Source organism: Hominimerdicola alba (assembly GCF_900109655.1).
In the GTDB taxonomy this organism is placed as follows: Bacteria; Bacillota; Clostridia; order Oscillospirales; family Ruminococcaceae; genus Hominimerdicola; species Hominimerdicola alba_B.
The window spans coordinates 219,857-241,243 of the sequence record NZ_FOAT01000004.1 but is presented as its reverse complement, the minus strand read 5'-3'; the positions used below and the strand labels follow the sequence as shown (position 1 = coordinate 241,243).

General features: G+C 44.2%; 16 protein-coding genes. 8 read left to right on the top strand and 8 right to left on the bottom strand.

Features of this window, described 5'->3' with window-relative positions; genetic code table 11:
• Positions 1–89 precede the first annotated feature (89 nt).
• Positions 90–1,478, bottom strand: a complete 1,389-nt coding sequence (locus BMY75_RS06925) for a leucine-rich repeat domain-containing protein (protein WP_074831639.1) — start codon at positions 1,476–1,478, stop codon at positions 90–92.
• Between the two features lie 279 nt (positions 1,479–1,757).
• On the opposite strand from BMY75_RS06925, the gene BMY75_RS06920 reads away from it, so the two are divergent.
• A complete protein-coding gene (locus BMY75_RS06920; protein WP_074831636.1) occupies positions 1,758–3,149 on the top strand; it encodes a sensor domain-containing diguanylate cyclase in 1,392 nt (463 codons plus the stop codon).
• 122 nt (positions 3,150–3,271) lie between these two features.
• Here the strand turns inward: BMY75_RS06920 and BMY75_RS06915 are convergent, their stop codons facing one another.
• From BMY75_RS06915 to BMY75_RS06890, 6 genes are all read right to left on the bottom strand, one after another.
• The gene (locus BMY75_RS06915) at positions 3,272–5,122 is read right to left on the bottom strand and encodes a diguanylate cyclase (RefSeq protein WP_074831633.1); all 1,851 of its coding nucleotides are present in this window, start codon (positions 5,120–5,122) and stop codon (positions 3,272–3,274) included.
• Between the two features lie 204 nt (positions 5,123–5,326).
• Entirely contained in the window at positions 5,327–6,436 is a 1,110-nt protein-coding gene (locus tag BMY75_RS06910) for a GGDEF domain-containing protein (protein ID WP_074831630.1), read from the bottom strand.
• A gap of 251 nt (positions 6,437–6,687) precedes the next feature.
• Entirely contained in the window at positions 6,688–8,253 is a 1,566-nt protein-coding gene (locus BMY75_RS06905; RefSeq protein ID WP_074831627.1) for a metal ABC transporter solute-binding protein, Zn/Mn family, read from the bottom strand.
• 98 nt (positions 8,254–8,351) lie between these two features.
• The gene (locus BMY75_RS06900) at positions 8,352–8,654 is read right to left on the bottom strand and encodes a hypothetical protein (protein WP_074831624.1); all 303 of its coding nucleotides are present in this window, start codon (positions 8,652–8,654) and stop codon (positions 8,352–8,354) included.
• Positions 8,655–8,892: 238 nt separating this feature from the next.
• Positions 8,893–9,720, bottom strand: coding sequence for a YibE/F family protein (locus BMY75_RS06895; RefSeq protein WP_074831621.1), 828 nt, complete (start codon positions 9,718–9,720; stop codon positions 8,893–8,895).
• On the bottom strand, positions 9,720–10,865 hold the full coding sequence (locus BMY75_RS06890; RefSeq protein WP_170844267.1) for a YibE/F family protein: 1,146 nt from the start codon (positions 10,863–10,865) through the stop codon (positions 9,720–9,722). The genes BMY75_RS06895 and BMY75_RS06890 overlap by 1 nt, the downstream gene beginning before the upstream one ends.
• 364 nt (positions 10,866–11,229) lie before the next feature.
• On the opposite strand from BMY75_RS06890, the gene BMY75_RS06885 reads away from it, so the two are divergent.
• The 6 genes from BMY75_RS06885 (at position 11,230) to BMY75_RS06860 (ending at position 16,651) form a co-directional block, all read left to right on the top strand.
• Positions 11,230–12,156, top strand: coding sequence for an ABC transporter substrate-binding protein (locus BMY75_RS06885; protein WP_074831616.1), 927 nt, complete (start codon positions 11,230–11,232; stop codon positions 12,154–12,156).
• Between the two features lie 15 nt (positions 12,157–12,171).
• Positions 12,172–12,933, top strand: coding sequence for an ABC transporter permease (locus tag BMY75_RS06880; RefSeq protein WP_074831613.1), 762 nt, complete (start codon positions 12,172–12,174; stop codon positions 12,931–12,933).
• Positions 12,933–13,703 carry an ABC transporter ATP-binding protein gene (locus tag BMY75_RS06875; protein WP_074831610.1) on the top strand — a complete coding sequence of 257 codons (771 nt, stop codon included), beginning with the start codon at positions 12,933–12,935 and terminating at the stop codon, positions 13,701–13,703. Before BMY75_RS06880 ends, BMY75_RS06875 begins: the two co-directional genes overlap by 1 nt.
• 93 nt (positions 13,704–13,796) lie before the next feature.
• On the top strand, positions 13,797–15,920 hold the full coding sequence (cooS, locus tag BMY75_RS06870; protein WP_074831607.1) for an anaerobic carbon-monoxide dehydrogenase catalytic subunit: 2,124 nt from the start codon (positions 13,797–13,799) through the stop codon (positions 15,918–15,920).
• A 15-nt stretch (positions 15,921–15,935) separates the two neighbouring features.
• A complete protein-coding gene (locus tag BMY75_RS06865; protein WP_074831604.1) occupies positions 15,936–16,328 on the top strand; it encodes a hypothetical protein in 393 nt (130 codons plus the stop codon).
• Entirely contained in the window at positions 16,325–16,651 is a 327-nt protein-coding gene (locus tag BMY75_RS06860) for a hypothetical protein (protein WP_074831602.1), read from the top strand. Before BMY75_RS06865 ends, BMY75_RS06860 begins: the two co-directional genes overlap by 4 nt.
• Positions 16,652–16,781: 130 nt before the next feature.
• Here BMY75_RS06860 and BMY75_RS06855 read toward each other — a convergent pair whose 3' ends face one another.
• A complete protein-coding gene (locus BMY75_RS06855; protein ID WP_074831707.1) occupies positions 16,782–18,557 on the bottom strand; it encodes a glycoside hydrolase family 5 protein in 1,776 nt (591 codons plus the stop codon).
• A gap of 573 nt (positions 18,558–19,130) precedes the next feature.
• Here BMY75_RS06855 and BMY75_RS06850 point away from each other — a divergent pair.
• Positions 19,131–21,338, top strand: a complete 2,208-nt coding sequence (locus tag BMY75_RS06850; protein ID WP_074831599.1) for a family 43 glycosylhydrolase — start codon at positions 19,131–19,133, stop codon at positions 21,336–21,338.
• Positions 21,339–21,387 lie beyond the last annotated feature (49 nt).

Below are 21,387 nucleotides of genomic sequence, written 5' to 3'. Positions count from 1 at the left end.
GGCAGGGTCATTTTCGTTATAACAGAGTAAATTGCAAAGATTGACATGAACGTCATATCCGAGTCGGTCTTTTATGCTGTAATGTATGTTTATGAAATGGTTATCTCCAGGGGTTGATCCTGAATGTGGGTGGTATCGTATCTGCCGTTGATCTTAGCGGCAACAGCTACATTATAAGTGCCTGCGGGAAGATCAGGTGAGATGTAGGATGTTTTGTCAGCGGAAGTTTTACCTACTATCTTCCATCTGTCATTCTGGAATACTGCCACTGCATAGCCCTCAGCTTCTTTATCGGCGGTCCATGTAAGCTTGAACTTGCTTCCTTTGACCTCCGCTTTTTCCTTCAGATCGTGAGGAGCATCGGGAGTAACGGTTACGGCATTTGAAAAATCCGGATCCCACTTGCCGTTCACCATACCAACAACTGCAACTTTGTATTGTGTACCGTATTTGAGGTTTTTCAGTACATAGTATGGGGATGGGAGGTTTGGAAGCGGGTATGTATAAAAATTACCAGCGGGAAGAGTATCGAGAAGCTTCCACTTACCGTTAACATAACATGCTATACCATACTGACTTACGCCGGATGCCTTCGTCCATTGGAGCATGACAGCACCGGGCAGCGTTTCGGAGTAAATAATAGGTGCTTTGCAGCCAATTATCTCATAGTTTAATTTTTTTGAGTAAGCGTATGTAAAGCCTTCGGAATGGGCATAGCAGTATACTTTGAAGTTTTTTTGTAATTTTTCATCAGTTGTGGAGTCATCATAATAATACCCAATTGCATACCAGCCTATGAAGGAGACATTTTTAGGAATAGTGATAGATCTCATTGACGAACAGTTGAAGAATGCACCGCCATGTATTTCTGTAACACTGTCGGGAATAGACACAGATGTGAGTTCTGAATTATTATAAAATGATGAACTGCCTATGATTTTGACGGTATCGGGAATGACAACATCTCCTGAAGCGGTTCTGCCATCTATAAGGATATTATTAACTATGACCAGAGGGTCTGCTTTTCTCTGTTCATTCAGCCATGCGGTATTCTCGAAAGCATCGCTGCTTATTACTTTTACACTTTTGGGAATGGTAACAGAAGCTAGTTTCTCACAACCGGAAAATGCACTATCTCCAATATAGGTTACTCCCTCGGGTATAATAACAGAGGTAATAGTTTTGCATTTTTCAAAAGCCTCGTATTCGATTTCAATAACTTTATAGCCATTTATCTCAGCGGGTATAGTGACCTCCTCATCTTTTCCTGTATATTTGATTATGGTAACTGTTTCATCTTGATCTATGAATTTATACCTGAAATCGTCGTATACGTAATAACTGTTATTATACGCATATGTACTCGCATTTGCCTTTATCGGTGTGACCTCGCATACTGTCGGCAGAACACCTGTTCCGAAAGTTAATGTGACAGCTGCTGCAGCCGCACTCACAATACTGATGATCCTCTTTTTCATATTAGAAACCCCTCTTTGAAATAATATTTGGCATGGACAATATGGTCATATGCCAATGATATTATACAATCAATTTGAACAATTGTCAATATAAATTATTTAAAATACACTATTAGCATAAAAGGAAATATGATATTAGTCAAATAACCAGTTGCCGTTGTGAACTGTCGTATTATTATAGATAACTCATGAAAAAATATTATAGTTTTTGTTGGCAGGCCTTGAATTACTTTAAGTCTTGTGATATAATAAAATAAATGTAATATAGGAGGTCGCACCATGGATCTTGATAGCATTCTTTCTGTTTATAAAAGTAAGACCTGTATTATTTCTGTCGAGAGATTTCCTGACGGGAAATACGGAAATATTCGCATAGCTGCGGGTAATAAAGCCCACTGTGACGACATGATGAATGTTATGCACCGTCCGTTTATCCCTGATTCTCCCTATGAGGAATATCTCCCACAAAATAAGAATTTTGAGGATTTCTGCTGCCGCTGTGCGTTTATGGGACAGCCTCTTCATTCCTATGTCAGCCTTCCGCAGATGGGGCTTTGGCTGAATATGTTCCTGCTTCCCCTTGAATCGGATAAGGAAAATATAGGATACTGCATATACTCTTACGATGTTACGCAGGAAGTCGATGCTGAACAGAGAGCGACCCTTTCAGCCGATACTTCTGCCGCGGTATTGCAGACTTGTATCAAACTTCACGGCGCAGATAACACACGACGGACCTTTCAGGAAGTTATAGAGGATATCCGCAGTATATGTGATTCAAATTACTGCTGTATACTTCTTATTGATGAAGAAGAACGCAGATGTACAACTTTGTGTGAAGCATTCAGGGTAAATGCTCCTATAAATTCCATAGATAATTACAATAACGATGCTTTTTATGATATAGTAGAAACATGGAAAGACACCATCGGTGACAGCACTTGTATCATAATCAAGGATAAAGAGGATATGGAATGGCTGAGGTCTGTCAATCCTGTATGGCATAAGTCGCTGACCGAGTCGGGTGCAAAAAGTATCGTTATGTTCCCGCTGAATCACAACGGAAAACTACTGGGATATATGTTTGCCAGCGATTTCAATGTAGATAATACCGTTAAGATCAAAGAGACCCTTGAACTCAGCACATTCTTTATCGCTTCCGAGATAGACAATTTCCAGTTACTGCAAAGGCTTGAGGTGCTAAGTTCGATGGATATGCTGACGAGCGTAAAGAACCGAAATGCTATGAATAATGTCGTAGATGAAATAAAAGCAGGAAAGAAAACGATGAACGCTCCCTATGCAGTGTTGTTCACCGATCTGAACGGACTGAAAAAGGTGAACGACGTCGAAGGACACAGCGCGGGAGATCTGCTTCTCAAAAAAGTAGCAGACATGCTTCAATGCGTATTTTTCGACAGTGAGATATACCGTGCAGGCGGAGACGAGTTCATGATATTGGTTGAGCAGGCTGATAAAGCTGAAATAGAGTTAAGGCTTGAACGGCTGAGGAATTATTCTGAAAACGAAGATGAAGGTCATTTCGCTGTGGGCGTATGCTTTGTTGACGGAGATATTGATATCCTCAACGCTATGCGTATCGCAGATGAGCGTATGTATGATGACAAAAAGGAGTATTATCGCCGCCATCCCGAGCGGAAATACAGGTAAATTATCGGTTATATATTTAAAATCTCACTATCCTTTGATCGCTGTTAAGTCAGGCGTGTCAGTGGGATAACCGTATATTTAAATATAAAAGGCGTATGCATCATTCGTGCATACGCCTTGAATTATTTGTTCTGTTTGCGGGCTTTCTTTATCTCATACATCTCCTCATCTGCCCGCTTGATGACTTTAGTGAGCTCCATATCCTGTGTTATTGGCTGCGAGAATGCACCGCAACTTGCTTTTATCTCAAATTCCTCGTTTTTGCTGCACTCTTCCAGCAGCGAGTATATCTGTGATATTATCTCGTCGCTGTTGTATTCGCCTATGATGAGGGCGATCATCTCATCTCCGCCGAAACGCACACAATATGCGTCGGGCGGGCAGGCTTCTTTCAGCGCGGAAGCGCCTTTTGCTATGGCTCTGTCGCCTGCATCGTGTCCGAAGTTGTCATTTATGGCTTTAAGCCCGTCTATATCAAACATTATCGCAGTCAGCGGTTTGCCGTAGTTCGCAGGCTTTTCGAGTTCGTTATCGATAGCGGCTTGGAATCCCTGCCGGTTATACAGACCTGTAAGATTGTCGTTCAGGTACATCTGTGCTATCTTATTTGATAAATAGCGCTGATACCGCAGTGTAATAAGTCCGCCGAGACCCAGATTGAAAGCGTTGGTAACACCTGCTGATTTGGAATATTCGGTTATGTCGTACCGGTGGTATGAGAATACGGTATATCCGAAAGGTTTGTTCATATAATCAAGAACATTGAATATCAGCGGATATCCGCTTTCCAGCAGAATATCCAAACCGGGAACGATATCTTCCCTATCGAAATCCATTATCTCATTCGGATAAGTGTAGGATTCATATATAAGGCACATATCTCCCATATCCACATCTTCAAGAAAGAAGTTGCGGTCTGCTGCCAGACAGTTCTTGCTGATGATACAGCACATTTCTTCTGTTTTGTCATCGCGCATACAACACATTGCAGCTTCTATTGAATCTGACATTTGCATTTTTACGGACATCTCATACAGCACGCGCATATCGTCTTCGTAACGATAAAAACCGATATTGAAGCTGTTTGTGACATTGTCGGCGGGTAAATATCCGCTGCAGCCGCAGGACTTCTTTGGCATAAATCCGGGAACAACGGCTATGTTATCACAGTCTTCTCCGTTAAGCCTTTTTAAAATGGCTTTTGTTACTGCATCGGCAAGCTGTTTGCTGCTGCATGAAGCGGTAGTCAGAGGCGGTGAACAAAGATCACCCTCATGCAGTCCGTCAAAGCCCGTAACGATCATATCTTCGGGTATTCGTATATCAGCTTCGGCAAGTACATCCATTACGTTTATTGCCATTATATCGTTAGCGCATATTATAGCCTGCGGAAGTTCATCGCGGGCAAGGAGTTTTTTCATGGCCTCGCGTGTAGGCACAGCCCAGAAATCGCCGTAGCTGACCATGCTTTCATCAAAAGGGAGTCCGTTCTCTTTCATCACACGTTTGAAACAATCAAGACGGTCCTCTGAAAAACGGTTGTTTTTGAATCCTGCCATAAAATGGGGTCTGGTCACACCGTGATCTTCTATAACATGGCGGACAACTTTTTCAAAACCTGCTGTATAGTCGTAATAGATATTTGTAGTGCCTTCATATTCCGCATCGACCACGATAATGGGAACGGAATGGGGCCGTGCTTGTGCTATTATACTTTTGCTTACGGTCTTGCTTTTTATCTTCTCGTCCATGATAACAACGGCATCGACGCGGTCATAGGGGATGAGTTCAAAAATACCTGCTTCGGAATGGGGCAAGTTCTCATTCCAGTAAAGATCCATATTAAGCGCGTATATGAACAGGCACATATCAAGCTTTTTCAGTTGCTCATTCAGATTTTTAATATAGCTATGCTGCTGAGGATCATATATCCTTGAGGTGCATAAGGCTATTATTTTTTTGCCGTTTATCATGGTCTCACCACCTTTGCTATATTATACCATATATTCACAGATTTTTCAATAGACTTTGAACGGATTTTTTAAATTTAAGTTATTCATTCTTTTAACTTATTCAATTATAGATGTCCTGATTTGTCTGAATTAGAAAAATATCCCGCGGCAGATTTTTTTCTGCGGCGGGATAAATATTCGATTATTACGATCAGCGTGAAGTGGCTAATCAGCGCTGACCACGCGGTCCTTGCCGCTGTGTTTGCCTTTGTACAGCCTGCTGTCAGCACGGCTTATAACTTTTTCCACGTTGTTTTCAGGGTGTCCCTCACATATACCTATCGTCATAGTGACAGAGAATTCTTTATTGCCTATCTTGAATCGCTGTTTTCTGATACTGCGTACTATATTGTCGGAGCAGACCATCCCATCCGCCAGTTCAGAACACGGCAGCACAAACAGGAATTCTTCACCGCCCCATCTTGCCACGTATCCTCTGCTGTCTATATTATCTGTAATGATCTTTGCTACATTTGAAAGCACGTCATCACCGATATCGTGACCGTAACTGTCGTTGATCTTCTTAAAATCATCGATATCGCCAATGCCAACGATGTAGTTTTTTTGTTTTTTGCGGCTCTCGTTAACGACATTATTAAGTATCCTGCCCATTTCACGGCGGTTGTTCAGCTTTGTAAGGGGATCGGTGGAAGCCATTATTCTTAGCTGTTCGTTCTGAATTCTCGCCTTGCATTCATAATAGTAATTCATACAGGTAAATATCAATGCTACGTATATAAGCACAAAAGAACCTATCAGAATATTTATGGCATAAAATACGTTCGTGTATGATGAGCCGCTCATATCATAACGCTCACGTCCGGGAATAATATAGATGAATCTCAGCAGTCCGTAGGTCGGAACGGATATTAACATTATTGCGAATGGTATGACCTTGTTTTTATTGGGTACCAGAAATGCCAGTGGTATTATCATAAGCAGGAACATACAGAAATCGGGTTTCAGTCCCACGCATACTGTTGCAGCTACCGCATGAAGGATTATCTCGATCATTGAAGCATAGACCAGATTTAGCTTTTCCTTAAAAAAACGGGCAAGGATTATCAGCAGTGCATAAAAGCTCACGCTGCCAATGTTGAATTTTACCATTGAATGTATGTCTGCCAAGTAAAACAGCACAAGATAAAGCACGTGTGCCACCAGACAAGCGATAAGCGGGAAGAAATACAGAAAGAACACGACCTTATTAGATGCTTTCGTATCTATTTTTTCAATAAATGCAAGATCTTTTTTATATTGCTGGTCGGTATACATATTATCACTTCGCTTTCTGTAAAAAAATACATAGTATATTTATATGTTATTATACCATAAAATAATATAAATTTCAATAGTTTTTGAACAGATTTTTTGTGATAAAGTTATTCATTATTTTAACTAATTTAACTTATTCCGTCCGAAAATTCTCCTGAGCATAAAAAGCCACCGCATTAGATCGTTATACGGTCGTATGCGGTGGTATATTATCGTATGGTTTCGCAGTCTTTTGTAATAATTGGTATATCTTATTTCAGAACACCTGCAAGCACGTCGTAATTCTTCTGCATAAGTGAGATATAGCTTGCGCCGTTCTCGATATCTTCATTCGATACGGACTGGAGAGAGTTCAGCTCGGCGATATCAACGTCTTTGCCAGAGGTGCTTATGATAGTATTTGCGATATCCTTGTTTGAGTTTTCAAGGGTAAATATAGTTTTGATGTCAAGCTCTTTTACCTTATCTGCGAGGAATACTACGGTGTCGAAGCTTGCTTCTGTTTCAGCGGAGCAGCCCACGAAAGCGGCAAAATAATCAAGACCGTAATCATCAACGAAATAGCGGAATGGGAATCTGTCTCCGAATATCAGTGTTTTTACGGAAGAACCGTCAACAAGGGTCTTGAAATTGTTGTCAAGCTCCGAGAGCTTTGCAACATAGCTGTCGAGATTAGCCTTGTAATCATCAGCGTTGGCAGGATCGATAGCTGCGATGTTCTGCTCTATCTCTGCGCTGAGTACCATTGCATTTTTCAGTGAGAGCCATACGTGCTCATCGTATTCTTCCTCTTCTTCTTCCTCTGCGTGGCTGTGCTCGTGTCCGCCTGTCATTTCATCGACTATATCTTCAGCAGTCAGTGAAGCGGGATAATAGGTAGGGAAGTGGTCGCCCTCTTCAACGAGAGTGTCAAAGCCGTCGTTGCCGCTGTAAAGGTGGAAATGCTCAGGCTCGGAGGGTTCGATATTGTGGTCGCTGAATACGATGTACTTAGCGGCACTGTCGTCACCGGACTTCTTTTCAAATTTATATCTTACCTGCTTGGTGCCGTCGTCCTTTGTTCTTATATAGAATCCGCTGTAATCATACTCAGCCTTGATGGACTTGTCCGCTGTCACATACTCCACCTCGGGGGCGTTGATATTAATGGTCACAGCATCAGTTTCATAGGCGGTGGTGTATTTCTTTTTGTAGTCCTCAGCCGTCATGGTATCATCATCCTCGGCTTTGTGCTCCCAAACTTCATCAAGAGAACCGTCCAGCAGAAGAGGATAGGTTGACTGCCAGCTTCCGTTCCATTCGTCAAGGGTACGGTCTTTTACATCACTGTCTTCAAAGTCGGTCTTATGCTCGTGCTCATGTTCATGTTCGCTTTCCTGCATACCCTCTTTGAGTTCTTCCACCTTTGCCGAATCGCCCAGAACTTCCATGAGGTTTATGACCTTCATATCCTTGTTCTGTGAAGTTTCAAGCACATCTTCCACCCATTCGTCGGATTCTCCGCCAACATATACGAAGAGGTCGCAGGTTGAGATCTTCAGAATATCCTCAGCAGTGGGCTGATAGCTGTGAAGATCAACGCCGTTATCAAGAAGATAGGTGAGCTCCACATTGTCAGCGTGATCGCCGAGTATCTCTTTTGTCCAATCGTACTCGGGAAATATTGTGCAGACTACACTGAAAGACTCAGAACCGTCAGCCGCAGTTTTTTTACCTTTACCTTCTGATTTGTCCGCAGAAACTGACGAACAGCCTGTGATACCGGCTGCTGCCATTACGAGTGTCAAAGCATAAATGCCGATTTTTTTCTTAAACATAAATTGAACCTCCGAATCGAATAACCTGATAAGGACGCAGAAAAAAGTGCGCACTTATCCTTGAATGTATTTTATATACTATTATAAGGTTTTGCTATTCAATCCAGAAGCTCCACTTTAAGGGATATAAGAGTAGTGTGCGCGGGGCGGGAGCTTGCTGTCATCTTGCAGGGTACTGCAATAATGCAGGTCATAAGAGCGAGTATGATAGTACCTGCAACTGCTGTGCCAAGTTCATGAAGTGTTTTATGAAGCTTTGCAAGCTCCATACAGATAGAGCAATCCTCACCGCCACATTCATGTTCGGCATGAACGATGATAAATGCAGATGAGCAGAATATCACTAAGCTGAATACAGCAACCACTATCCATGATACGATCTTGCTTTTTCTTGTTGACATATCTGCTCACCTCACTTTATATGCATTTTCGCATATGCCTTATATATCAATGTATGCTGTCGTTATCAGTTTTATATTATATCTGCTCATATTCTTTTTGTCAATGATTTAACGATATATTCTAACCATTAGCCAAAATGAGAATTACTCTCAAATTAATTTTGTAAAAATAGACAAATAAAAAGTAAGCTATCTGAAACATTTTTAGGGATAGCTTACTTTTTTAGTATATTATTTTTCAGCTTGCCGAACTGTCATTCACGTTAGAATCTGCGGTCTCACAGTCTGCGGGGGAGAGTGTATCCTCTTCGGTATCGTGAGGTTTTCTGTGGGTCAGGCTGTATGCCATGAACAGGGCAGCAACAGGTATTATCATCATGCACCCCGCACCGCTGGATACTATCTGAAGAAAATCCTGGCAGAATACCTTTGAATTGATTATCTCAGAGAATGGGTACTCGTATTCTCGGAACCAGATAACAAGGGTCATGAATTCGCCAATGTAGGCGAACAAAAGGGTGTTGGTGGTAGTGCCGATTATATCTCTGCCTATGTTCATACCGGAGATGAACAGTTCGCTCATGGTGAGTTCGGGATTATTCTCATGGACTTCAAACAGCGCCGAGGTTATGGCGATTGCAGTGTCGGTTATGGCGCCGATAAGTCCCGTCAGCATCATAGCAAGTGTCACCTGCCGCATATCCAGCCCTATATCAGGACTGTACCAGCATATCTCTTCGGTGTTTTCATCGGCAAATCCCTGAATATGTGAGCTTGAACCTATATACAGCATCACCGCCGCAAACAGCAGAAGCACCGCTGCTATCGCCGCAAATGCTGTCACGGTCTTGATGTTAACGCCGTTTATCCAGAAAAGTATCACTACGCCTATAACTGCACAGCCCGCTAACGTCACGGCAACGGCGTTAACTCCGCAGGCTATCAGGAATACGGTGATTATCAGTATTATGATGTTTCCATACATTGCGGCAAAGGTCTTGGCACCTCTGACACCGCCTACAGCTATCATCAGTATGAAAAGTATCATTCCAAGTATGAATTCCATTACGCATCGCCTTCTTTCGGCTGAGGGGTGGTGTTTTCCTTGCCTTTCAGCATATGGGTCGAGATGAAGATAGCTATGGGTATGGTAAGGACTATGCCTATGCCACCTACGAAAGCACGGACTATCTCAAGGTCGAGATAATTGTTGAGAACGTCCGTCAGCGTAACATTGTTCCTGAGTGCCAGAATTACCAGTGGTATGCAACCGCATACGTAGGTAAAAAGCAGTACGTTCGTCATGGTGCCCATGATATCCTTGCCTATCTCGCGGCCCGAATGCCTGAGGGCGGAGAAAGTGATACTGCTGTCTCTGTCGATAAGTTCAGACATTGACGACGACATTGTTATGGAGATATCCATTATCGCACCCAGACCGCCCACAAGCAGTTCGGATATGAAGATCTCCTCATAGGGTTTGATAAGGTACTGCATCTGGTCGAAGCGCACGCCTCTGCCTTTTGTGAGTTTCAGCACGGCGTAGGCTATGGCGATGGTTACAGCAGTTCCGCACAGCGCAGATACAACAGCCGCCGCAGTTTTTCGGTTGATACCGCTGACGATGACCAGGGAAGAAACAGTGAAAAGTACTGCCGCTCCAAGACAAAGTCCGAAGAGGTCGAGCCCCCTGTGATATGCTTCGATAGCGGCGGCGAAGATAAGGGCGTTGAATGTGACGGAAAGCATGGACAATGCGCCTTTTTTACCGCCGACCAACACAATTGTCAGCACGAAAAGCATCGTGACGCCGACAGCGTAAACGTCGCGTTTTACGCCAGTACAGACGGCTTTCAGTTTTTCACCTGAACTATTGACATCGACAAATAACTTATCGCCCTTTGAGAATTTTTCATCGGTCACAAGTGAGGAAGAATATTTATTTGTTACCGTCGCAAGTTCGCCCTTGTGTTCGCCGTTTTTTATTTCAACAGTCAGCCGCTGAGTGTACTGATATTCCGTTGAATTTATCATGGCAGGGGATGTGCGTGTGAGGTCTTCCGACACTGAAACGACCTCGGCTATAGTTCTGTTATAAAGAAAATAGTCGTTCTCGGTGAATATCACCGCCCCGATGCAAATAATGAACAGTATCAAAAATGAGACCGCTCTTTTTCTGCCGATCTTTTTCAGCAGAACATTTAAGCTCATAGATATCATCTTCCTTGTTAGTATTTCAAATTTACGCTCATTATTATTATATCTGATCACAGTAGGTAAGTCAACCATATATCCTATTATTAATTGTAAATGCTTTTGTGTTACCGCCTTGATTGTGTGAATAATCACAATTAATTTTTCTAATTCCTAGTAAAATTGTAGTAATTTGTACGACTTTTTTTTCTGCGCTGTTTTTTCTCTTGACAGAGGGGTGTTTATGATGTATAATAAGCAAAGCCTACCAAACCTATATGAAATATATATTTGAGATAAATTATATGTTTAGTAATATTAAAGATAGGTACTATTATAATACTGAGATCAAATTATTGATACTGAAAGGAAGAAAAATATTATGAAAAAAAGATTACCTGCATTTATAATTTCCGCTGCACTTGCGTTCTCTGCTGTTTCCTGCGGAAAATCCGACAGCAAGGACAGCGAAAACAGTGTAAAGATAGCTTATCTCCCCATAACTCATTCCCTGGCACTGCTTGAAGAGGCTGAGGAGCTTGAAAAGGAATCGGGGCTGAAAGTTGAGCTTGTAAAGTACGGTTCATGGGCAGAATTGCTGGACGCTCTCAACTCAAACAGAGTTGACGGCGCATCGGTGCTGATAGAGCTTGCGATGAAATCCAAGGAGGAAGGTATCGGGGTGAAAGCCGTGGCTCTGGGACACCGCGACGGAAATGTTATCATTGTATCAAACGATATTGATTCTGCCGCTGACCTCAAGGGCAAGACTTTCGCTATACCTCACAGACAGTCATCACACAATATACTGCTGAATGATGCTCTGGCAACAGCGGGTCTTAATATCGGAGATGTGAATGTCACCGAGCTTGCGCCCACCGAGATGCCATCCGCTCTGGCAAGCGGTCAGATAGACGGTTACTGCGTTGCTGAACCCTTTGGTGCTATGGGCGTGAACCTTGGTGTAGGAAAGGTGCTTTTCAGTTCCGAAGAACTTTGGGAAGAATCCCTCTGCTGTGGACTGGTGCTGACTGACAAGTTCATTGATGAGCGCTATGATGATGCAAAGTCATTTGTTGAAAGCTATAAGTCGGCAGGAAATGCCCTTGATAAGGAAAAAGCAAAAGAAGTGGCTAAGAAGTACCTGAATCAGACAGATGATGTACTTGATACATCTTTGCAGTGGATTTCCTACAATGACCTTGACATAACCGAGGAAGCTTACAATGAGCTTGCAGATAAAGTCAAGGAATACGGACTTTCAGATAACCCTCCTGCTTATGCGGATTTTGTGAAAAATGATTTTTGATAAGGCGTGATCAACTTGAAAAAATTACTCTCTCTGAAAAATGTAATTATATCGGTCTCGATACTGATATTGATATGGCAGCTGCTGTTCACTGTCAGCAGTTACGACAAGGCATTGTTCCCGTCGCCTAAAATGGCATTTGATGCTCTGGTAGAACTGATAGAGAACGGAAAACTGTTTGAGAATATAAGAACGAGTATGTACCGCTTTGTTACGGGATATTTCAGCTCGGTGATCGTTGCTGTGGTACTGGGTTTGATACTTGGCAGGATACCAAAGCTTTTTCAGTATATCAATCCTGCGGTGCAGCTTTTGAGACCTATCTCACCTACAGCGTGGATGCCATTTATCGTCCTGCTGTTCGGTATCGGTGATGTTCCTGCTATCGTTATCATATTTATTGCGGCATTTTTCCCTGTTTTGCTGTCAACGGTATCGGCGGTGGGAAATATCGATCCCGTATACCTGAAAGTTTCTAAGAATTTCGGCATAAAACAGCCTGCGCTGACTTGGAAAGTTATTTTCCCTGCGGCTTTTCCCCAGATCGCAAACGGTATCCATCTTGCGCTGGGAACAGCATGGATATTCCTTGTTGCAGGCGAGATGGTGGGCGCACAGTCGGGTCTCGGCTATCAGATAATCGACGCGAGAAACAATATCCGCGCGGATATACTGCTTGCAACGATACTTGTTATCGGTATCATCGGTATACTGCTTGATGGTCTGCTGAAACTCATTGAAAAGCTGATACTTAAATCTTGGGGAGGTGCTGCGTGATGTATATTGAGGTCAAAGATGCCTGCAAGAATTATGTTCAGGACGGCAAAGAGTTCGTTGCCCTTGATAATGTATCTCTTGATATCGAAAAAGGTGAGTTCATCTGCCTGCTGGGACCTTCGGGTTGCGGAAAAAGCACACTGCTGAATGCCCTCGCAGGTTTTGAAAAGGTCAACAGCGGAAGTGTCAAGATAGACGGCAAAGAAGTATCTGCGCCATCTATAAACAATATAACAATTTTCCAGAACTACGGACTTCTACCTTGGAGAAATGTTCAGAAAAATGTTGAACTGGGACTTGAGTCCAAAAAAGTTCCCAAATCTGAACGTGCTGCCATCGCACAGAAGTATCTGGAACTGGTGGGGCTCAGCGGGTATGAAAAGCGCTATCCTAAGCAGCTTTCGGGCGGTCAGCAGCAGAGAGTGGCTATCGCAAGAGGTCTGGCGGTAGACCCTGATATCATCTTTATGGATGAACCCTTCGGCGCACTTGACGCTATTACAAGAATGAAACTTCAGGAAGATATCCTCAGGATTTCCCACGAAGAGAAAAAGACTATAATTTTTGTTACCCACGATATCGAAGAAGCGGTATTTCTGGCTGACAGGATAGTTGTGATGATGGCTGACCCCGGCAGGATAAAGAGCATCGTTAAGGTTCCACTGGGCGAACACCGCAACAGGACAGGCGAGAACTTTTTATACGTCCGTGACCGCATATTTGAACTTTTCAATATGAAGACCGACGAATATATAGAGTATTATATCTGATTTATGGTGTATTTATTGACCGACCAAGAATTGAATAAATCATACTATTGTGATATAATATGTATTTGAGAATTATTACGAGAGGCTGGTATTATGAGCGAGAAAATACATAATCACTGTCATGATCATGAACATGAGCATCATCACGAACATGAGCACGACCATCATTCGCCTGCGCATATCCATTCACACAGAAATATCATCGGATTTGATGAACACGGTATCCCTACTGTGATATTGAAGGCAAGCCACGGCGAGGGCGAAGCTGATGATCCGCAGGCATTCATCAGGGATTATATGAATGCGGTTACAGAATATAAAAAGACTTTTCCCAGCAAGCAGGACGTCATCGATCAGACCCCCGACCCTGCTGTAAGGGAAATGCTGCTGCGCATGGAACAGCTTGGTATAGATACTGCGTTCGACCGCTTTGATAAGCAGAAACCCCAGTGTAATTTCGGTCTGGCAGGCATATGCTGTAAGATATGCAATATGGGACCATGCCGTATAACTGCGAAATCCCCAAAGGGTATCTGCGGTGCTGATGCTGATCTCATCGTTGCCAGAAATCTGCTTCGTTCCGCTGCGGCAGGTGCTGCACAGCACGGTATGCACGCGAGAGAAGTAATGCTTGCACTGAAATGGGCGGCAGAGGGCAAGCTTGATGTTCCGATACTTGGCGAGCAGAAAATACGCTCCACTGCTGAAGCTTTCGGCATCAAGCAGAAGAATCGTCAGCTGAAAAATGTTGCCAAAGATCTTGCCGATGCACTTCTTGAAGATATGTCCAGATCGGTGCCGGGTGAGTACAAGACTATTTCAGCCTGTGCTGTTCCCGAAAGACAGGAAGTCTGGAAAGACCTGGATATACTGCCCATAAGTGCGTACCACGAGGTGTTTGAGGCATATCATAAATCGGGATGTGCTACTGACGGTGATTGGAAGTCGGTTATGCAGCAGTTTTTGAGATGCGGTCTTGCTTTCACATTCTCGGGAGTTGTGGGTGCTTCTATCGCGACGGACAGCTTGTTCGGTGTTGGCGACAGAGTTACTTCAAAGGTAAATATCGGCGCTCTTGAAAAGGGTTATGTAAACATCGCGGTACACGGTCATCTGCCTCTGCTTGTCAGCCAGATAGTTGAAGCAGGAAAGCGTGAAGACCTGATAGAACTTGCCAAAAAGGCAGGCGCAAAGGGCATACGCTTTTACGGCATATGCTGTTCGGGACTTTCGGCTATGTACAGATACGCGGGTGTCATACCACTTTCAAATGCTGTATCCGCCGAACTGGTACTTGGAACAGGCGCTCTTGATCTCTGGGTTGCCGATGTTCAGGACGTATTCCCCTCCATTATGGAAGTTGCACACTGCTTCAAGACTACCGTCGTTACCACCAGCGAATCTGCAAGACTTCCGGGTGCTGAACGCTACGAATACGATCATCACCATTCAAATATCGGCGAGACAAAGGCGCTCGCTGAGAAGATCGTCCGCCGTGCCATCGAAAGCTTTGAAGCCAGAAAGGGCATACCCGTTTACATACCGCCATACGAGGTGGAAGCCGAAGTCGGTTTCTCGGTGGAGTATATCCACAGACGTTTCGGAAGCATGAAGCCCCTTGCAGAAGCTATCAAGGACGGCAGGATACTGGGTATCGTGAATATGGTTGGCTGTAACAATCCCAAGGTGCTGTACGAAAAGTGCATTGTAGATGTGGCTGATGTTCTGCTGAAAAACAATGTTCTGATAATCTCCAACGGCTGTGCTTCTTTCCCGCTGATGAAGCTGGGATACTGTGCTGTATCGGGCAAGGAAAAAGCAGGGGAGAGCCTGAGAGAATTTCTTGAACCCGATCTGCCCCCTGTATGGCACGTGGGAGAATGTATCGATAATACACGTTCATCGGGAATATTTGCAGGAGTTGCAGGTGCGCTGGGCCATAAGATGTATGAGATGCCTTTTGCATTTTCATCGCCCGAATGGGGCAACGAAAAGGGCGTAGATGCGTCGCTGGGATTCAGACTCAACGGTATAAGCTCCTATCACTGCGTTGAAGCTCAGATATACGGCTCGAAGAACGTTATCGAGTTCCTGAAATACGGTACACTGGAGACTCTCGGTTCGTCCATGAATGTTGACACCGACCCCGTCAAGCTGGGCGAAAAGATAGTTGCTGATATGAAAGCCAAGAGAAAAGCGCTTGGCTGGGATAAATAATTTGGAGGAATAAAAATGGCTTGTTTTATAGTGCCTGCAACAGAGGCGATAGTTACAACTGTTATACAGAAAGTGGCAGCGAAAAAGGAGAGCGCTGATAATAAAAACAGCGGTGAGATGAAGCTCAGCTTTGCCGATAAGCTGAAATGGCTCAACGGTATGCTTTGGGGCGGCTCGGGACTGCTTGCTTTTGAGCACGTTTGGCACGGTGAAGTAACACCGTTCTTTCCCTTCCTGACAGCGGCGAATGATCCCGCTGATACCGCGGAAATGCTTCACGAAATGGCGACATCGGGTTCTGCCATGGCGATACTTGTTACCGCTGTATGGGCTGGTCTGGTGATAGCATCAAATAAGATAACAGCTTCCGTTAATAAATCCGAAAAGAAAGCGGGTGCAACTGCATGACACTTCTTATTACTGTAATTGCGGCTGTGGTATCCACAGTTATCTGGTATTCAAGCGAAAAGGCAAGAAAGCTGAAAACAGGCGTTCTGCTGTATATGTTCTGGGGCGCATCACTGATGTGGCTCGTAGATGCAGTGGTCGAATATCTTGAAAGCGGCGCTGAATACTTTCAGCCTGCTGCGGCTGATATGCTGAATGATACTTTCCTTGGTCTGTCGGTCATCGCACTGGCTCTGGTAATCTGGGTCATAGTTTTACTGGTGAAAGACCCAACAGGTGCACTTAAAAGTGCTATTCTGGATAAGAAAGCCAAGAGCAAATAATTTTGTTCTGTTGGCGAACGCTTATTAATAATATCACCGTCCGTGCTTTTTATGGTACGGGCGGTGTTTTTTATACAGAAGAAAACGGCAGCTTCCGAAGAAACTGCCGTTATAGGTTCTGTGAATTATATTACTTAATAGTAACAGTGATAGCGTTCTTGATAGGATCGGTCGTGTTCCACTTACCGTTGACTCTTGCGGCAACAGCAACCTTGTAGGTCATGCCGGGAGTCAGGTTCTTGGGAGTTACGTAGTTGTTGGTCGTGATGTTGGAAGTCTGAACTCTCCACTTACCTGCAAGGTAAACAGCGATACCGTACTTGTCAGCACCCTGTACCTTATCCCACATAAACTGTACCTGATGATACTGAGCGCTGTAATTGACCTTAATGTTCTTAGGATAATCATTATTCTGAGGCTTGGGGTCGGGATCAGGATCAGAATGTGAAGTGGAATAATAATCACTGAGTGATATACCATTTCCGGACTGACCCAGCTTTATCTTGTGGTCAAGGCTGATGAACTTACCCTTTTCGTCCTGCCACAGCGAAGGCTTAACGAACTCATACTTTTCTTCGTCCCAGTGATCCCAGTTGCAGTCGCTGGCGATAAGTCCGCCTGTATCGCTGGAATTCTCGTTGAAGCACCAGAATGTGTGGTGGATGCGCTTTTCGATCATATAATCACGAAGCTCTTCCATCCAGTGTTTGTTTGCACCTGAGGGGTCATTCTCCTTGTCGATACGTCCGCCCCATTCGCCCATCAGCAGAGGAGAAATCTTCTCTTCTACCAGGAATGCCCATGAATCATACCAGTATTCTTTCAGCAGAGATTCTCTGTCGAACTTATAGCTTGTGTAGTTGGGACCCTTGCCCTGCAGGTGGAACCATGACTGCTCATAAACCAGAGGGCCGTAGTCATGGGGTGAGTAAACCAGCTGGCTCTGATATTTGCCGAGGTTTACGGGATAATCTCTTGCACCGCGGAAGTTGCCGCCCCACCAAGCGCCATGGTAAGGCTGATAATCAGGGTCGCCGTAATGAGCATAATCGGTGGAATTTGAATTCCAGTCGAAGCCCTTTTCAAACTTGGGATAGCACTCGATACCCTCTACCATTATAAGCAGGTTCGGGTTCTTGTCGAGGCAGGCTTTAGCGCCCTTTTCAGCGGCATAACGCCAGTTGTTTGCATCTTTGGAACCGTCCCACTTAGCGAAGATGCCGTCATCCTTTTTGCCGTGAGGCTCGTTCTTGAGGTCGATAGCGATAACGGTATCGTCATCCTTGTAGTAGTCAGAAAACCATGCCAGTGCATCCAGCCAGTCCTGCTCACTGTATTTGTCATCATACCACAGGGCGTAGTTATGACCTGCAGCGTTCGTGGTAGCGCAGTGGATATCCATCATTATCTTGATGCCGTTCTCTCTGCACCATTCCACAGCCTTGTTCCATATATCAAAGCTGTACATCGGCTTGCCACCCACTTGACCGTCAATGGTAAGCTCGGGGTTTTTCCACTCGTTTATCTTGATGATAGGATCGGGCTTGCCGTTCTTCCACTGCAGAAGTATCTCAGTGGACATGGGCACACGGAGCAGATTGAAGCCGTGGTCAGCTATCTCGTTGAGCGCCTGATGCATATTGATGCTCCATACGCCGTCAAATACCTGGCTTCCTACGTTATAACCGAACCAGTTTACACCGGTCATCCATACGGGATTTCCGTTCATATCAACGACTTCGGCATTTTCGTTTACGTGAAGCCAGTCATCGTGATAAGAATCGGGAGTTGCTGCGCTCGCGGTGATAATAGCCGCACTTTTTTCGGCTATGCCCGAAACCGGAGCGAGGACTATCGTGCAGGCAGATGCTGCAGCGGTCAGCCCTGAGATGATTTTTTTCAACATAAAATACATTCCCCTCTCCATCTGCCTGTCAGAACACAATGCAGACAGTTTAATATGGTGATATTATACAATATTATAAGAAGATTGTCAATAAGTAAAAAGATTTTTCCGCGAATTGACCTATATCTGCTTTATATTTTCGTGACTTTGTTGAAATCGGTTTCAAAAACAGCGTAGGATAAATGCTGTAATAGGTTAAATCCTGAAAGAGTATTAAAACTGCTGTCATCTTTAGGTTTTTTAGCTTGATGACAATTTTTTCCAAATAGTATTGGATGCGATATTAAGATATTAACATTTGTAGATATTATCATCGCGGTGTATCATGAAAGTGAGGATAACTCAGCTGTTACGGAGTTTTTAAGATGTTTTGTTATGTGTGATAACATTTAATTTTTGATAAAAATAATAAAAAATTGAACAAAATAATGTCCACATTTTACGTCAAATGTTCATAATGTGAGTTGACCGATTTAAATGAATTTAGTATAATTAAATAACAAAATAGAATATGTGCCAATTTGGTGACGGGATTCTTAATTGTTTTTATACATATTCGGAGGGGGAATTGACATGAAAATCAGCTCGAATGTTAAAAAGCTGACTACCGCGGCTTTAGCGGGAGCTATGCTTTTTACACAATCAGCATTGCCGGCAGATGTTGCTATCAAAGCAAACGCCGAGGATAGCTATTATTACTATGATACCTTTGAGGACAGCAGTGATAACTGGGAGGTAAGAGGTTCAGGCGAGTTAACGCTCAGCGGCAGACATCCTTATGCAGGAACTAACGCACTTCTTATAAAAGACCGTACCAGCGCATGGCAGGGTCTTCAGAAGACTCTTGATACTTCGTACTTCATACCCGGTCAGAGCTATAGCTTCAGCATACACGTAGATTACGAGGAAGGTGAAAGCCAGCAGACATTCATGCTTTCACTTCAGTATACCGATTCGACAGGTACTGTAAACTACGCTCACATAGCGCAAGGCACAGCTTCCCGCGGACAGTGGATGGAGCTTTCAAACCCAAGCTTCCAGCTTCCCAATGACGCAAGCGACATGGTACTCTATGTTGAGACTGTAGATGTTACAGGCAATTTCTATATTGACGAAGCAAAGGTAGTAAGTGTAGGCGGTTCAGGTAGCACCTCAAAGCCCAAGCGTGACGGCAGAGGCGATGTCAATTTCGACGGCGATATAGATGTTATGGATCTTATTCTTGCTAAGCGCGGCTTGATAAGAGGATTCGAGGATAAGAATGCTGAAAAGGCTGCCGATGTTGACAAGAGCGGTGAGGTAAACAACGATGATATCAACGCACTTCAGGATTATATCATGGGTAAGATAGACAAGTTCCCGACAGTATTTAAGATGGATCTCACAGAGATGGCAGGCAAGTTCGGCAATGTAAATCTTGAGAGATGCTACAAGAAGGATAACGAGAACAATCCTCTGATATCCCAGTATTTCGGCGCAGATCCCGGAGTAATGGAATACAACGGCAGAGTATACATCTTTATGACAGATGACCATCTGCTGTACAGCAACGGCAAGGTCAAGGACATTGAGTACAGTTCCATAAACTGCCTGAGATGCATTTCTTCCGATGACCTTGTAAACTGGACAGATCACGGCCTCATCAATGCAGCAGGTTCTAACGGTCTCTGCAAATGGGGCGGAAATTCCTGGGCACCTACTGCCTGCCATAAGAAGATCAACGGCAAGGAGAAGTTCTTCCTGTACTTCGCAAACGGCGGCAACGGAATAGCTGTACTGGAAGCTGACAGCCCCACAGGTCCCTGGAAAGATCCTATCGGCAAGGCACTGATCTCCCGTCAGACTCCTAACTGCGGCAACGTTGAATGGCTGTTTGACCCCGCTGTACTGGTCGATGACGACGGCACAGGCTACCTGTACTTCGGCGGCGGTGTTCCAAACTCACAGTACGCTCATCCTAAGACTGCAAGATGCGTAAAGCTCGGCGATAATATGACTTCTATCGTTGGTACACCTCAGGCCATCGATGCACCTTATCTCTTTGAGGACAGCGGTATACACAAGTTCAACGGCAAGTACTATTACAGCTACTGCTCCAATTTCAACACCGGCGGAAATCAGTATGGTCTGACAGGCGGCGCTATCAACTACATGGTCAGCAGCAGTCCTCTCGGCCCCTTCACCTACAAGGGCGAAGCATTCAAGGGCATAGGTACATTCTTCGGCACAGGCGGAAACAACCACCACACATTCTTCAAGTTCAACAATCAGTGGTACCTGACATACCATGCACAGTACTTACAGGACAGCATGGGACTCAAGGGCGGATACCGCAGCACTCATATCGACAAGGTGAACATCAATTCCGATGGTACTATACAGGCTGTTACAGGCACTAAGAAGGGTTTGAGCCAGATCAAGTCCTTTGATCCATACAAGACTCAGCGTGCAGCTACATTCTCGCATCAGGGCGGCATCACCATCAGCGGCAGCGGAGCTTCTTCTATGGTACAGGCTAAGAAGGGAAGCTGGTACCGCGTTCAGGGTGTTGACTGCGGAAGTGATCCTCAGAACCTGACGATCAAGGCTTCTTCCAGCACAGGCTGTATCGTAAAGGTATGCACAGGCAGTGCAAGCGGAACAGCTGTTACATATGTAGAGATACCCGCAGGTTCTTCCATGCAGGAGATAACTGTTCCTGTTATAAACCTCAGTGGCAAGAATGATCTCTACTTCGTATTCAACAACAACGCAACTGTAGATAGTTGGAGTCTCAGCTAAATTAACATTTCCCCGAAAAAGTATCCTCTGTCACTGTGACAGGGGATAC